This is a genomic window from Actinomadura violacea (genome assembly GCF_017573465.1).
In the GTDB taxonomy this organism is placed as follows: Bacteria; Actinomycetota; Actinomycetes; order Streptosporangiales; family Streptosporangiaceae; genus Spirillospora; species Spirillospora violacea.
The window spans coordinates 69939-83736 of the sequence record NZ_JAGEPF010000013.1 but is presented as its reverse complement, the minus strand read 5'-3'; the positions used below and the strand labels follow the sequence as shown (position 1 = coordinate 83736).

Sequence of the window (13798 nt, the reverse complement as noted above, 5' to 3'; positions counted from 1 at the left end):
GTAACACGGATGAGATCGTAGGGCCATGGACACCCTGGAGCTGCTCGCCCACCCCGTCCGGCTGCGCGTCGTCCACGCCATGCGCGGCGGCCGGACCCTCACCGCGTCCGACCTCGTCGCGCGGATCCCGGACGTGTCGAGGGCGACCGTCTACCGGCACGTCGACCTGCTGGTCGGCGGCGGCGTGCTGGAGGTGGCCGGGGAGCGCCGGGTGCGCGGCGCGGTCGAGCGCCGCTACCGGCTCCGCCAGGACCGCGCCGTGATCGACCCGGACGCGCCGCTCACCCGCGAGGACCACCGGCGCGGGTTCGCGGCGGCGACCGCGGCCCTGCTCGCCGAGTTCGGCGCCTACCTCGACCGCGAGGGCAGCGACCCGGCCGCCGACCTGGTCGGATACCGGCAGCACGCCGTCTGGCTCAGCGAGGAGGAGCTGCTCGACCTGATCGCCGGGATGCGCGCCGCGATCGCGCCCCGGCTCGCGAACGGCCCTGCGCCCGGCCGCGCCCAGTACCTGCTGAGCCCGATCCTCTTCCCGATCGAACCCTCCGCCGCCGGCCCGGAACCCGCCTGACCGGGCCTACCGCGGCGCGTCCGGCTGCGGCGCGCCCGCGCCCGGGGCGTCGTCCGGTCGCGACGGGCCCGGGACGTCCTGCTCCGGCCGGACATGCGTCCGGACCCAGGTCTTCAGGGTCTTCGGCCGCGGCTCCGGCCCGTACCGGCCGCGCGGCGCTACCGCCATGATCGCCGCCGCGGCGGCCTCCGCGACCTGCTCGGACGAGGCCGGCGCGCGGACGTCCGGCGGCTCCGGCGCGGGCCGCAGCTCGTCCGGCCGCCCCACGACCTCCACCCCGCTGCGGGCGAGCGCGGCCAGGTCCTCCTCGGCCCACGCGGTCACCAGGTCCCGCACCGAGGCGGGGAGCGCGACCGGCCCGCCGCGCTCGTCGCGGACCAGCAGGCCGTTCAGCAGGATCTGCTCGCGCAGCGCCCGGCGCTCGAAGGTGCTCCAGCCCGCATCGTCGAGCCGCCGGTTCAGCGCGACCATCAGCTCGGTCTCCTCGCTGGTCAGCCCGCCGTGGGTGCGGCGCGTCCGCACATCGTCGGACGCCCGCCCGGCGCAGTGCCGCGCGCCGACGGCGGCGGCGAAGCGCCGCCACAGCAGGTCCGGCGGCGAACCGGGGTTGATCACGACCCGGATCCGGTCCGGCCCGACCGCGGCGGCCCACCGCCGCACCAGGCCGCCGAGCCCGAACGCCCGCCACAGGTGCAGGTCGAGCTCCTCCTCGATCGCCCGCGGGCCGCGCTCGCGCTGCTCGACCAGCGCCTCGAAGTACTCCTCGATCGTGGAGTGCCGGCCGTTGCGGACGTGCTGCTGCCACAGCGACGGCAGCGAGCGGTCCAGCCGGCGGGTGGTGATCACGACCTCGACGCGGGCGGCGCCGAACTCGCCGAGCAGCCGCACGACGGCCGCCGAGCGGATCACCGAGAGCGCCTCGGCGGACAGCAGCACCGTGCCCGGCCAGGCGCGGACCTTGTCCATCAGCCGCACCCACTTGTCGCGCTCCCCGGCCGCGTCGCCGGCCGAGACCCACGGGTACTCGCCGCCGAGGAGCCCCCGGGTCGCGCGCTCGTGGTTCTCGATCGCGTCCGGGAGGACCTCCCTGATCGAGTCCGGATAGAGGATGCCCGCCTCCTGCGCGAGCGGTTCCGCGATGTGCCCGAGCACGTCCTGCAGGTAGGTGGTGCCCGACTTCTGCTGCCCGATGTGCAGGATCACCTTCGATGCCATGGACCCGCCCCCCTTCCCCGGGCCCGGAAAGTGCCTCCCCGAACCCAAGAGTGCTGAGAAACCGGCGTTTTCCCTGGTCATCGCACCATAGGCGGGTTCGGGGCGGCGGCAGAAGGCGAGCCGGCGAAGGTTAGCGCAGGGTTAACGCGCTCTTCCCCGTCCACTCGGCGTTCTTTCAGCCTTCGGTCAGGGTTCCCGTCCAGGCGGCGACGGTGACGACGTCGGCCTGGCGGGGGAAGACCTTCTCGGTGAGGACGCGGTGGACCTCGGGGTCGGAGTCGGCGCAGCCGTCGGCGAGGACGGTGAGGCGGAAGTCCAGGTCGGCGGCCTGGCGCAGGGTGGACAGGACGACGCCGCTGGTCGCGATCCCCGCCAGCACGAGGTGGTCGATCCCGCGCGAGCGCAGGACCAGGTCCAGGTCGCTGCCCGCGAACGCGCTCACCCGCTTCTTGGTGATCACCGACTCGCCGGGCCGCGGGTCGACGCCGGGGTGGATCGCGGCGTTCGGGTCGCCCGGGGTGAAGGCGCCGTCCGGCAGCGCCCCGAACGCCTTGTTGCGGGGGTGCTTGTCGGGGTGGCCCTCGCGGAAGCCGACGACGACGTGCAGCACGGGCACACCGGCCTTGCGTGCGGCGTCCAGGGCCCCGGCGACGCGCGGCAGGTAGGCGTCGTCCTCGATGCGCCCGACCATCGCGTTCTGCAGGTCCATCGCGAGCAGAGCGGTGTTCGTCATGACTTCTCCATCTCTCGGGTGGCTCGGCCGACGCGGCCGAGGGAGCGGTCCAGCACCGTCACCAGCAGGAAGGCGACGGACACGGCGAGCATGAACCAGGCCAGGTGGTGCATCCCGGCGGTGCCGGCGCGCTGCCCGAAGAACGTGCCGCCGGCGGCGGACGCGACGATGGCGCCCAGGTAGCCGAAGGTGCGCAGCAGCCCGGCCGACGATGCCAGCCGCTCCGGGTCGGCCTGGTGGTAGACGGCGTTCTGGAGGGCGAGGCTGTTCAGCCCCTGCGGGACGCCGATGACGAGCGCCACGGCCACGATCACGAAGATCGGGCTCGCGGAGTGCAGGACCAGTAGCAGCGCGCATGCCGCGACCTGGGCGGCCGCGCCGACCAGGAGCTTCCCGCGGATCTCCGGGCGCCGTCCGGTGAGGGTGGAGACGATGATCGCGGTCCCGAACAGCGGCAGCTGCACGAGCCCCGCCTGCGACGCGGACAGTCCGCGTCCCTCCTCCAGCCATTGCGTGTAGCCGTACAGGAACGCGTAGGTGACGATGTAGGAGAGGAGCGCGCGCCCGTAGGTGAGGAGCAGCGGCTTGTTGCCGCCGAGGACGCGCAGGTCGATGAACGGCGCCTCCACCCGCAGTTCGCGGACGGTGAAGGCCGCCGCGGCCACGGCGACCACCGCCAGCAGGTACAGGTGCCCGACGGCGGGCTCCATCAGGAACACCAGCAGCGAGATCAGCATGACGGCGAAGAAGCCCATGCCCACCAGGTCCAGCCCCGCGAGGCGGCGCTCGCCCTCGGCGCGTTCCGGTGCCGGCGTCCTGGGCAGGCGCAGGAGGCCGAGCGCGATCCCGGCCAGCGCCAGCGGGATGTTGAGCGCGAGCGTGGTGCGCCATCCGCCGACGCCGATCAGCAGCCCGCCGAGGGACGGCCCGACGACCGCGATGGTCTGCGTGGTCACCGCGAGCGCGGTGAGGACGCCGGCCGGGCTGTCGTGCCCGGTCCGCCGCGCCTCGCTGCGGATCAGCGACATCGCCGCCGGGTAGCCGGCGCACGTCCCGAACCCGAGCAGCACCCGCGCGCCGATCAGCACCCACAGGTTCGGCGCGAGCATGCCGACGAGCCCGGCGACGCCGGTCAGCGCCGTCCCGGCGAGGAACAGCCGGCGCGGCCCGAACAGGTCGATCAGCCGCCCGACCACCGGCTGCCCGATCGCCGTCGCCAGGTACAGCGCGGAGATCAGCCACGCGGTGCGCGACGGCGGGGCCCCGAACGCGGCGCCGATCGGCACCAGCGCGACGGAGATGATCGACGAGTTCACCGGGTTCAGGACGGTGCCGAGCATCATCGGCGCGAGGAGCCGCCGGTCGAACCCGTCCGGCGGGCCGCCCCTGCCGGGGCGGCGCCGGCGCAGCGAGCCCGCGACCTGGGTGAGCACCGAGGTCATGGCCGCCACCGCCGTGCGGCTCCTTCCGGTGCGCGTTCCGTTCCGCCCGATTCGTCCATGCCCTCCACGGTAGTTTCATCAGGCCAAGCTGTCCAGTTATAACTGAACAAATGGACCTGAGCAGGCAGGACTGGCCGATCCGCGGGGTGCGGCGTGGGCTTCCCATTCGTCCAAGACCCGGGCGGCCTCGGATGCCTACCGTTCAGGGATGCAGGCGAACTCGGATCAGCGGCGTCCCGTCCACCGCGCGCCCGGCGAGGGCCGGCACTACGGCATGGGGCGCATCAACGCGGTGTTCAAGGCGGACGGGGCGGAGACGGCCGATCGGTACTCGATCTCGGAGTGGTGGCTCGAACCGCGCACCACGGGGCCGGGGGCGCACACCCATCCGGAGGACGACGTCTTCTACGTCCTCGACGGCACGATGAGCTTCTTCCTGGGCGACCACTGGGTCGACGCGCCGAAGGGGTCGTTCGTGGTGGCGCCCGGCGGCACGCCGCACGACTTCCAGAACCGCACGGACGAGCGCGCGGGGGCGCTCAACATCTCCGTCCCCGGGGCCTTCGAGCCGCGGATGCCGGGCATCGTGGAGTGGTTCCTCGAGAACCCGCCCGGCGACCCGGCGGACGCCTAGGCCGCGCGGCCAGGACCGCCGAACCCGCGGTCCCGGCCACGCGCCCTGGGGCAGCCGGTCAGGACTTGCCGTCGAACGCGTCCTGGAGGGCCTGCACGTCCAGCTTCTTCATGGTGAACATCACCTTGGTCGCCCGGGCCGCCGCCTCCTGGTCGGGCGCGGTGATCATCTCGTGCAGGGCGCTCGAGTCGATCTGCCAGGACAGCCCGTACTTGTCCTTCAGCCATCCGCAGGGGCCCTCCTCGCCGCCGTCCGCGGTGAGCTTCTCCCACAGCTCGTCGATCTCCTCCTGCGAGTCGCAGGTGACGTGGACGGAGACCGCCTCGTCGAAGGTGAACTGCGGGCCGCCGTTGAGGCCGATGAACTGCTGGCCGTCCAGCTCGAACATCACGATCATGACCGAGCCCGGCTCGCTCGGGCCGACCTCGCCGTACGGCACGACGCCGGTGACGCGCGAGTTCTTCACGATGGACGTGTAGAACCGCGCCGCCTCCTCGGCCTTGCCGTCGAACCACAGGCAGGTGCTGATCTTCCCCATCTTCGCTGCTCCTGACGGTCGTCGGTGGTCGCCTGAAGAGGTGGACCGGCGGACGCGGCGGAACTCATCGCGGCGCGGGACGCACCGTCCGGGCGTCAGGAGGGCGGGCCGAAGGGGGAGGACATCAGGGCGATGACGGCGCCGAGGAGCACCACGGACAGGACGGCGACGATCCAGGCCACCGCGGGCCAGTCGGTCTTCTCCGGGACGTCCGGGGCGCCGCGCTGGGCGAGGTACGCCCGGAGCATGCGGCCGCGGACGGGGAAGACGGCGAGGGGGATGGCGGCGAACGCGACGCTGTAGAGGAACAGCACCGGCGACGCGGGGCCCGAGCGCAGCAGGTTCATCGACAGCACACCCGCGGCGAACAGCGGGGTCAGCAGGTAGAACGCCCACTTGCGGCGCCGCCCCTGCTCGGCCCATTCGGCGCGCACGTCGGCGGGGATCTTCAGCCCGAACGGCAGCGCGCGCATGGTCAGAAGGAAGAACGCCGTCGCGGCGACCGCGATCTTCCACCAGCCGGACTCGGGGATGGAGAACAGCAGGTCGTCTTGCCCGGTCATGCGCCCATTATCCCTTACCGATCACGATGGGACGGGCGCCGGTCAGGGGATCGGTTCGAGTTCGAGCTGCTCGGCGATAGGCGCCGGGGACGGCGGGGGCGGCGGGACGGGCCGGCCCCGGCCGGGCCACCACCAGTTGGAGTGGCCGAGCAGGCTCATCAGCGCGGGCACCAGCACGAGCCGGACGACCGTCGCGTCCACGGCGACCGCGATGGCGAGGCCGAGCGCCATCATCTTCACGGTCGGGTCCGGCTGCGGGACGAACCCGGCGAACACGAAGATCATGATGAGCGCGGCGGAGGTGATCAGCCGGGCGGTGGCGCCGATGCCGATCACCACGCTCTCGTGCGGGTCGCCGGACCGCTCGTACTCCTCCTTGATCCGCGACAGCAGGAAGACCTCGTAGTCCATGGACAGCCCGAAGATCAGCGCGAACATGAACAGCGGCACGAACGACATGATCGGGATGGCCTGGTCGACGCCGAGCAGGTGCACGCCCCAGCCCCACTGGAACACGGCGGTGACGACGCCGAACGAGGCGCCGATCGACAGCAGGTTCATCAGCGCGGCCTTGATCGGCACGACGATCGAGCGGAACGCGATGACCAGCAGCAGCAGCGCGACGCCGACGACGGCGATGACCACGGTCCTCATCCGCGACCCGACGGTGTCGGCGAGGTCGATGATCGCGGGGTTCTCGCCGCCGAGGTAGACCTTCGCGCCGGGGTGCGCGTCCCGGACGGCGGGGATCGCGGTGTCGCGGAGCCGGTGGACGAGGTCGGTGGTCGACCGCTCGTGCGGGGCGTCGCGCGGGATGACCAGCAGCGTCGCGGTGGTGCCGGTGACGACGGGCTCGCCGACGGACACGACGCCCGGCACCTCGGAGATCCGCTGCTTGAGCTCCTGCGCGATCAGCGTGGCCTGCTTGTCGGGCTTCTTGGACAGGTCGGGGGCGCCCTTCACCGCGGGCGCGGCGGGCGCGGCCGGTTCGGCGGGCGGGCCGGTGAGGCCGCCGAGCCCCTCGGGTCCCTTCACGACCGGCGCCTTGCGCTTCACGGTCCGCTCCGGGCCGGGCGCCTCCGCGACGACGACGAACGGGCTGTAGTGCCCGGCGCCGAACTCCCGCGCGACGATGTCGTAGGCCTGCCGCGCCTCCATCTTCTTCGACGACATGCTGTCGGCCATCACGCCGAACCGCAGGCTGAGCGTCGGGACGGCGAGGGCGAGCAGCACCAGCGTCGCGACGATCGCGTACGGCCAGGCGTGCCGGTCGACGTGCCGGCCCCAGGCCGTCCAGCGGGCGGACGAGCGGTCCGGGCGGACGCGCGGCAGCCGGTACCGGTCGATGCGCGGGCCGAGCGCGCCGAGCACGGCGGGCAGCAGCGTCAGCGAGGCCGCCACCATGATCGCCACGGCGAGCGCGGTGGCGAGCCCGATCCGGCCGATGAACGCGACGCCGGACAGGAACAGCCCGCAGATCGCGAACACGACCGTCCCGCCGGCGAACACGACGGCGTGGCCGGAATGGGCCATCGCGCGCCCGACGGCCGTCTCGGTGTCGTCGCCCTCGGCGAGCTGCTGCCGGTACCGGGTGACGATGAACAGGGCGTAGTCGATGCCGGCGCCGATGCCGAGCATCGCCGCGACCTCCGGCGCGGTCGGTGCGACCTGGAACAGCGACGCGGAGAAGTGGATCAGCGAGTAGGCGACGGCGAGCCCGCACAGCGACACGACGATCGGGACGCCGGCGGCGAGCACCGACCCGAACGCGAGCAGCAGCACCAGCATGGCCAGGAACAGCCCGGCGCCCTCCTGCGGCCCGGTCTTCGGCTGGTTGAGCAGCATCGCGGCGATGCCGCCGAACTTCACGTCCAGCCCCGTCATCCGGGCCGGGTCGACGGCCTGGCGGAGGTCGTCGAGGTCGGCGGCGGTCAGCTCGCTCATCGTGCCCTTGAAGTTGAGCTGCACGACGACGGCCTTGTCGTCCTTCAGCCCGCCCATGCCCTGCACGTACGGGTTCTGGACGAACGCGACCCGGTCGAGCTTGCCGATGTCCTCGATCGACTGCCCGATGGTGAGGGCGACCCGCCAGTCCGCCGGGCTCGCCTCCGGCGTCTGCGCGAACACGACGGTCGCGGTCGGCCCGGTCTGCGACGGGAAGTCCCGCGCGAGGGTGTCGATCGCCTGCTGGGTCTCCGTCCCGGGCAGGCTGCTCTGCTGGACGAACATGCCGCCGTGGACGAGGCCGAGGACGCCGGCGCCGAGCATCAGCGCGAACCAGAGCTCGAAGACGGTGCGCCGCCGGCGCACGCAGAAACGCCCCAGAGCGTCCAGGAATCCGGCCATGCTCGCAGAACAGCACGTCTGCGTGCATATTTGCAATAGATGCAACTTTGCAGTCGTGGTAACGTCCGTCACATGGACGAGCGGACCGGACTGCGCGAGCGCAAGAAGCGCCGCACCCGGCACGCCATCGCGTCCGCCGCGCTGCGGCTGTTCGCCGAGCGCGGCTACGAGGAGACGACGATCGCCGACATCGCCGCCGCCGCCGACGTCGCCCCCCGCACCTTCTTCGGCTACTTCCCGAGCAAGGAGGACGTCGTCTTCGCCGAGGTCGACGACCGGCTCGCCGAGGTCGCCGAACGGCTGGCCGCCCCCGTCCGCGGCGAGTCCCCGCTGCAGACGATCCGGCGCGGCGTCGTCGACGTCCTGGAGGCGATCGTCAGCGAGCACGGCGAGTACGGCGCCGTCCAGATCTCGCTGATCCTGGAACGCCCCGGCCTGCAGGCGCGCGCGCTGCAGCGCCTCACCGACACCCAGGAGAAGATCGAGGGGCTGCTACGCGACCTGTGCCCCGGCATAGACGAGATCGACGCCGTCGCCGCGGCGGGCGTCGCCGTCGGCGGGATGCAGGCCGTCGTGGTGCACTGCCGCCGCCACGGCTGGGACCCGCTGTCCATGCGCACCGCCCTGGACCGCGCCGTCGGCATCGTCGAGAACGGCCTCGGCTCCGTCGACGAGCTGAACCGCCCCTGGGACGAACCGTCCCCCTAGAACGTCGGGCACCGGGGGCGGAGGCGCCCGCTCCCGGTGCCCGGCCCGCTTCCCCGCCGTCCGGCAGGGGGTCAGTCGCCGATCTTGATGCGGAGGCGGCGGAAGCCGCGCCCCTTGTTCTCCACCTTCGCCACCGTGATCCGGCCGATCTGCCGGGTCGAGCCGACGTGCGTGCCGCCGTCCGCCTGCGTGTCGAGCCCGACGATGTCGACGATCCGCACGTCCCGCACCTCCGCCGGCACCAGGTTCGTCGCCGTCCGGATGATGTCGGGGATCGCGAACGCCTCGTCGCGCGGCAGCGTCCGGACGTCGATGCGCCGGTCCGCCTCGACCTCCTCGTTGCAGGCGTCCTCGACGGCCTGCTTGAACCCCGGCGGCACCTCGCGCAGATCGAAGTCCATCCGCGCGGTCAGCGGCTCCATGTTGCCGCCCGTCACGAGGCAGCCGTAGTCGCGGAACACCACCCCGCACAGCAGGTGCAGTCCGGAATGCGTGCGCATCAGCGCGGTGCGGCGCTCGTTCTCGACCGCCCCGCGTACCACCGTGCCGACCGGCGGGACGGGATCGCCCTCCGCCGGGACCAGCACCAGGTCATCGCCCTTGCGGACGCCCGCGATCCGCGTCTGCACGCCCTGCCACAGCAGGACGCCGTGGTCCGGCGGCTGCCCGCCGCCGCCCGGGTAGAACGCCGACCGGTCCAGGACGATCCCGTCCGGGTCCGCGGCGAGGACGACGGCCTCCCACTCGCGCAGCGCCTGATCGTCCAGTTCCAGCCGGGTCGTCCGGCCGAGGGTCTCCGCACTCATGCGATCACCCTAGGACCGCGGGCCGCTCACCAGGGGCCGTACGGGCCCATGTTGGTCTTGCCGCGCCCGCCGCCGCGCTTCTTGAACGGGGCGACGGCCGGCCGCACGTCGGCCAGGTAGACGGCGCCCGCGATGAACGCCGCGACCGGCAGGATGTTCAGCAGCAGCGCGATCGGGTGCACGCCGAGCGCGTACGGCACGGCCGCGTACGCGCCGCCGACGACCGCCGCGACGATCAGGATGATCATCCACAGCTTCTTGCTCTGCTTGCTCGCCGCCGCGTACGCGCCCTGCGGCACGGTCAGCGCGTCGATCAGCGCCCAGGCCTCCATCACGAACGCGATGATCAGCAGCAGCCAGAAGAAGTAGTCCAGCACACTGAAGTCCGCCATCGGTGATCAGCACTCCCGCTCGTCTCGGACGGCGACCCTCGCGTCGCGCACACTTGCGTCCCAACCCTATGCGGCCCGTCCAGCCCGGGCCCGGAACCGCGGTGGACGGGCCGGATCCGCGCGCCCGCGGCCGGGCCCGCGGGCCGAGGGGCCGCGTCCCGTTCACAGACAAAGACGTCAGGGCCCGCCCGGGTGTTCCCGGACGGGCCCTGAAACCGCTGCTCAGGCGGGTGCGCCTCAGGCGCCGCTCTTCTTGGTGGTGCGGGCCTGCGCGGCCTTCTTCGGCTGCGCGGCGCGCGCCTTGGGCGCGGGCTTGGCGTCCGCCTCGGCGATCGCGGCGGCCTCGGCGGCCTCGCGGTGCACGACGCGCTTGCCGCGCTCGGTGAGCTCGTCGATGAACCCGACCGTGAGGGTGCCGACGTGGGTCACGTACGCGACCGCCGCGCCGGGCAGGTCCTTGGCGTCGACGCGCTCCTGGACGCGGCCGACCTCGCCGCGGTACCGGTCCACGGTCCTGCGGACCTCGCCGCGGTAGCGCCCGACGGTCTCGCGGACCTCGCCCTGCGCCTTGGTCGCGGCCTCGCGGGCCCGGTCCTGGTACCGCGTCACCTGCTCGGGGACCTCGCGGAGCTTCTCGACCGCGAGGTCGCCGGCGCCGGCCACGGCGTAGACGGCCTTGTTCTCGCGGAGACTGCTGGCCAGCGTCATCCGACCTCTTCCTTTCCGTCCTGCTCTGGGGCGTCGTGTTCGGCGGCTCCGAACACTCCGGTGGCTTCGTTCTCCTTGCGGAACGACTCGTAGATGTCGAGCAGCACCTGCTTCTGGCGCTCCGTGAGGAGAAGGTCGGCCCGGACGGCGGCCTGCACGTCGGTGTCGGCCTCGCGCTCCTCCAGGATTCCGGCCTGCACGTACAGCGCCTCGGCGGAGATCCGCAGCCCCTTGGCGATCTGCTGCAGAATCTCGGCGCTCGGCTTGCGCAGCCCGCGCTCGATCTGGCTCAGGTACGGGTTGGAAATGCCCGAGACGTCCGCGAGCTGGCGCAGCGAGATCTTCGCCCGCGTCCGCTGCTCCCGGATGTACTCCCCGATCGAGCCGACCTTCGAACTTGCCATGTCTCCACCCTGCGTCATAGTGCTTGCTATTGCAAGCACGTCAGCTAGCACTTCGCCGTGAGTCCCCTCACAGTCACGTGTGACCGTCACGTCGCCAAGGTGGTCGGCATCGACCTCGCGCGCCGGCCGCCTAAGACTCCGCGGCGCGTTTCGCCGTGACCAGTACGCCGATCCCGTCCAGGATCCGGTCGAGCCCGAAGGCGACGTCATCCTCGACGACGTCGTCGGTGTAGTCGTCGCCGTCCATCATGGACGCCAGGACCGAGTGACCGCGTTCGCGCAGCCGGGGCAGGAGGAACCTGGTCACGGTGTCCGACTGCGTCGGAGTCGCGGTGCTGTACCGCAGGTCGCGACGTATGCCGCCGATCTGCCGCGCGTAGCCGTCCAGCACGAACGCGCACCCCAGGGCCTCGGTGGGGGTCAGCCCGGCGCCGGTCAGCGCTTCCAGGATCGCCTCTGCCCAGTCCAGCAGGTTCGGCGTCACCGGGGCCCCGCGGACGGGGAGATCGCACAGCCAGGGGTGGACGTCGCACCGGTCGATCATCGCCCGCGTCCACACGTTCGCCGCGTCGCGCCAGTCTTCCGTCCCGGGCGCCAGGTCGGGCGCCGGACCCCAGGCGGCCTCGGCGACCAGGACCAGCAACTCGTCCCGGGACCTCACATAGCGGTAGATCGCGTTGGCGGTCAGCCCGAGCCGCTGGGCGATCTTGGGCATCGACAAGGCGCCGAATCCGTCCGCATCGGCCAGTTCGACGGCCGCGCCGACGATCTGCTCGATGCTCTGCGACGGCTTGCGCCCGAGCTTGGTCGTCTTGGCGGGGAGGCCCCACGCCAAGGCCAGTCCCGGCGGCAGGTCGGAGTCCTCCGTGGCCGGCATCCGGTGGCCTCCTCCGCTCGACCTGGGGATCCCTGTTCCGCCGACTCTACCTTGACTTCGTGTATGCCTCACACTTAGATTAGTGTGACCCACACACAAATAAGGGTCGTCAGGGGGAGTGCGACATGGAACCGCTGCATCGACACCGCGCGCCGGGCCGGCGCGCCAAACGGCTCGGCAGTCTGGTGGTGCTGCTGACCGCGGCGTTGCTCTCGAGCTCGATCGCCGGCGGAGGGGCGGCCGACGCGCTGTCACCGGACCGCGGCGGCAACGGCCCTGCCGCCTCTACCGTGGTCCGGACCGATGCCGGCGCCGTCCACGGCAGGGTCGATTCGACTGCCAGGGTGTTCCAGGGGATTCCGTACGCCGCGCCACCGGTGGGCGACCTGCGCTGGGCCTCGCCGCAACGGGCCAAGCCGTGGCGGGGAGTGCGAGACGCCACCAAGCCCGGCAACCGCTGCGCCCAGGCCGCCGGGCTGATCGACGAGCCCAGCACGACAGAGGACTGCTTGTTCCTCAACGTCACCACGCCGCGCGCCGCCGGGAAACGCAAACTGCCGGTGATGGTGTGGATCCACGGCAACGGGTTCCTCAGCGGCGCCGGCAGCCTGTACGGCGCGCAGCGGCTGGCCGCCGGCGGCGACGTGATCGTGGTCAGCCCGAACTACCGGCTCGGAGTCTTCGGATTCCTGGACCACCCGGCACTCGACCACGGCAAGGCCCGGAACCTGTCCGGGAACTTCGGTCTCGAAGACCAGCAGGCCGCACTGCGCTGGGTGCAGCGTAACGCCGCGGCGTTCGGCGGCGACCCCGGCAACGTCACGATCTTCGGCGAGTCCGCGGGCGGGACCAGCGTCTGCGCCCAGCTCGCCGCGCCGACATCGGCGGGGCTGTTCCAGCGGGCGATCGTGCAGAGCGCGCAGTGCACCGGTGAGAAGTGGTCGCCGGGGCCTCCGACCTGGTTCCCGCTGCCCCGCGCCGTCCGTCAGAAGAACGGTCTCGAGGTGGCGGCCAAGGTCGGCTGCACCAACCCGGCGACCGCGGCGGCCTGCCTGCGCGCCAAGCCCGTCAGCGAACTGGCCAAGCTGTCCGACGTCGGTGTCGGGTCGGGTCCCACCGTCGGTGGGGGTTTCCTGCCAATCAGCCCGGAGCGCGCCTTCGCGACCGGTCGCTTCAACCGTGTCCCTGTCATGCAGGGAACCACTCGGGACGAACACCGCCTGTTCACCGCGGCGATCGAGGCCGCCACCGGAAAGGTCACCACTCCGCACGGCTACCGCGAGCAGCTCGCCGCTCTGTTCAGCCCGGCCGACCTGCGGCGAGTCCTGGCCCGGTATCCGGTCGCCAAGTTCCACTCCGCAGGCGAGGCGCTGTCCGCGGTCGTGACCGACTGGGCCTGGGGATGCACCGCCCAGGACCGGGACCGCGCACTCGCCGCGCACACCGCGCTCTACTCCTACGAGTTCGCGGACGAGACGGCGCCGTGGTTCAGCACCCTGCCCGAACCCAACTTCCCCACCGGCGCGTTCCACGGAGCCGAACTGCAGTACCTGTTCAACGACGAGCAGCTCCCCGGCCCGCAGACGCCTGCCCAGCAACGGCTCTCCACGACCATGATCGGTTACTGGACCCGGTTCGCCGCCACCGGAGACCCCAACGGCAGCGGGCGACCCCGCTGGATGCCCTTCCAGGGCGACGGTTGGGTGCAATCACTCGCGACCACCACGATCGGCCGGACCGACCGCAGCGCGGAACACCAGTGCGCCTTCTGGAAGACCATCGGTTCGTGACCCGGCGAGCCCCTGGCGTCGATTGACCAGAGGGTGATGGTGGCCGCTGTCATTCCGGTCCCGAAACGCGC

15 protein-coding genes are annotated in these 13798 nt (G+C 72.2%); 4 read left to right on the top strand and 11 right to left on the bottom strand.

Annotated features, from left to right (window positions below; translation table 11 throughout):
• The first annotated feature begins 25 nt into the window (after positions 1-25).
• A complete protein-coding gene (locus J4709_RS21585; protein ID WP_208243517.1) occupies positions 26-571 on the top strand; it encodes a helix-turn-helix domain-containing protein in 546 nt (181 codons plus the stop codon).
• Between the two features lie 6 nt (positions 572-577).
• Here the strand turns inward: J4709_RS21585 and J4709_RS21580 are convergent, their stop codons facing one another.
• The 3 genes from J4709_RS21580 to J4709_RS21570 form a co-directional block, all read right to left on the bottom strand.
• Positions 578-1786 (bottom strand): hypothetical protein, encoded by a 1209-nt coding sequence (locus tag J4709_RS21580; protein WP_208243514.1) that lies wholly within the window; start codon positions 1784-1786, stop codon positions 578-580.
• A 175-nt stretch (positions 1787-1961) separates the two neighbouring features.
• Positions 1962-2519 carry a cysteine hydrolase family protein gene (locus tag J4709_RS21575; protein ID WP_208243512.1) on the bottom strand — a complete coding sequence of 186 codons (558 nt, stop codon included), beginning with the start codon at positions 2517-2519 and terminating at the stop codon, positions 1962-1964.
• The gene (locus J4709_RS21570) at positions 2516-3961 is read right to left on the bottom strand and encodes an MFS transporter (RefSeq protein ID WP_232383875.1); all 1446 of its coding nucleotides are present in this window, start codon (positions 3959-3961) and stop codon (positions 2516-2518) included. Before J4709_RS21570 ends, J4709_RS21575 begins: the two co-directional genes overlap by 4 nt.
• Positions 3962-4169: 208 nt before the next feature.
• On the opposite strand from J4709_RS21570, the gene J4709_RS21565 reads away from it, so the two are divergent.
• Complete coding sequence (locus tag J4709_RS21565; protein WP_232383848.1) at positions 4170-4595, top strand: cupin domain-containing protein; 426 nt, start codon at positions 4170-4172, stop codon at positions 4593-4595.
• A 58-nt stretch (positions 4596-4653) separates the two neighbouring features.
• Here J4709_RS21565 and J4709_RS21560 read toward each other — a convergent pair whose 3' ends face one another.
• From J4709_RS21560 to J4709_RS21550, 3 genes are all read right to left on the bottom strand, one after another.
• A complete protein-coding gene (locus tag J4709_RS21560) occupies positions 4654-5133 on the bottom strand; it encodes a VOC family protein (protein ID WP_208243508.1) in 480 nt (159 codons plus the stop codon).
• Between the two features lie 95 nt (positions 5134-5228).
• The gene (locus tag J4709_RS21555; RefSeq protein ID WP_208243506.1) at positions 5229-5696 is read right to left on the bottom strand and encodes a hypothetical protein; all 468 of its coding nucleotides are present in this window, start codon (positions 5694-5696) and stop codon (positions 5229-5231) included.
• A gap of 42 nt (positions 5697-5738) precedes the next feature.
• Positions 5739-8042, bottom strand: a complete 2304-nt coding sequence (locus tag J4709_RS21550; RefSeq protein WP_208243504.1) for an MMPL family transporter — start codon at positions 8040-8042, stop codon at positions 5739-5741.
• A gap of 72 nt (positions 8043-8114) precedes the next feature.
• Between J4709_RS21550 and J4709_RS21545 the strand changes: the two genes are divergently transcribed.
• Positions 8115-8750, top strand: a complete 636-nt coding sequence (locus tag J4709_RS21545) for a TetR/AcrR family transcriptional regulator (protein ID WP_208243502.1) — start codon at positions 8115-8117, stop codon at positions 8748-8750.
• Positions 8751-8821: 71 nt separating this feature from the next.
• On the opposite strand, the gene J4709_RS21540 is transcribed toward J4709_RS21545, so the two are convergent.
• The 5 genes from J4709_RS21540 to J4709_RS21520 form a co-directional block, all read right to left on the bottom strand.
• Complete coding sequence (locus tag J4709_RS21540) at positions 8822-9556, bottom strand: alanyl-tRNA editing protein (RefSeq protein ID WP_208243500.1); 735 nt, start codon at positions 9554-9556, stop codon at positions 8822-8824.
• Between the two features lie 26 nt (positions 9557-9582).
• Positions 9583-9948 carry a DUF2516 family protein gene (locus J4709_RS21535; RefSeq protein WP_232383847.1) on the bottom strand — a complete coding sequence of 122 codons (366 nt, stop codon included), beginning with the start codon at positions 9946-9948 and terminating at the stop codon, positions 9583-9585.
• Positions 9949-10185: 237 nt separating this feature from the next.
• On the bottom strand, positions 10186-10656 hold the full coding sequence (locus J4709_RS21530) for a hypothetical protein (protein WP_208243498.1): 471 nt from the start codon (positions 10654-10656) through the stop codon (positions 10186-10188).
• Positions 10653-11060, bottom strand: coding sequence for a helix-turn-helix domain-containing protein (locus J4709_RS21525; RefSeq protein ID WP_173098515.1), 408 nt, complete (start codon positions 11058-11060; stop codon positions 10653-10655). The genes J4709_RS21530 and J4709_RS21525 overlap by 4 nt, the downstream gene beginning before the upstream one ends.
• Positions 11061-11190: 130 nt before the next feature.
• On the bottom strand, positions 11191-11937 hold the full coding sequence (locus tag J4709_RS21520; protein ID WP_208243496.1) for a TetR/AcrR family transcriptional regulator: 747 nt from the start codon (positions 11935-11937) through the stop codon (positions 11191-11193).
• A gap of 125 nt (positions 11938-12062) precedes the next feature.
• On the opposite strand from J4709_RS21520, the gene J4709_RS21515 reads away from it, so the two are divergent.
• On the top strand, positions 12063-13727 hold the full coding sequence (locus J4709_RS21515) for a carboxylesterase/lipase family protein (protein ID WP_208243495.1): 1665 nt from the start codon (positions 12063-12065) through the stop codon (positions 13725-13727).
• Positions 13728-13798 lie beyond the last annotated feature (71 nt).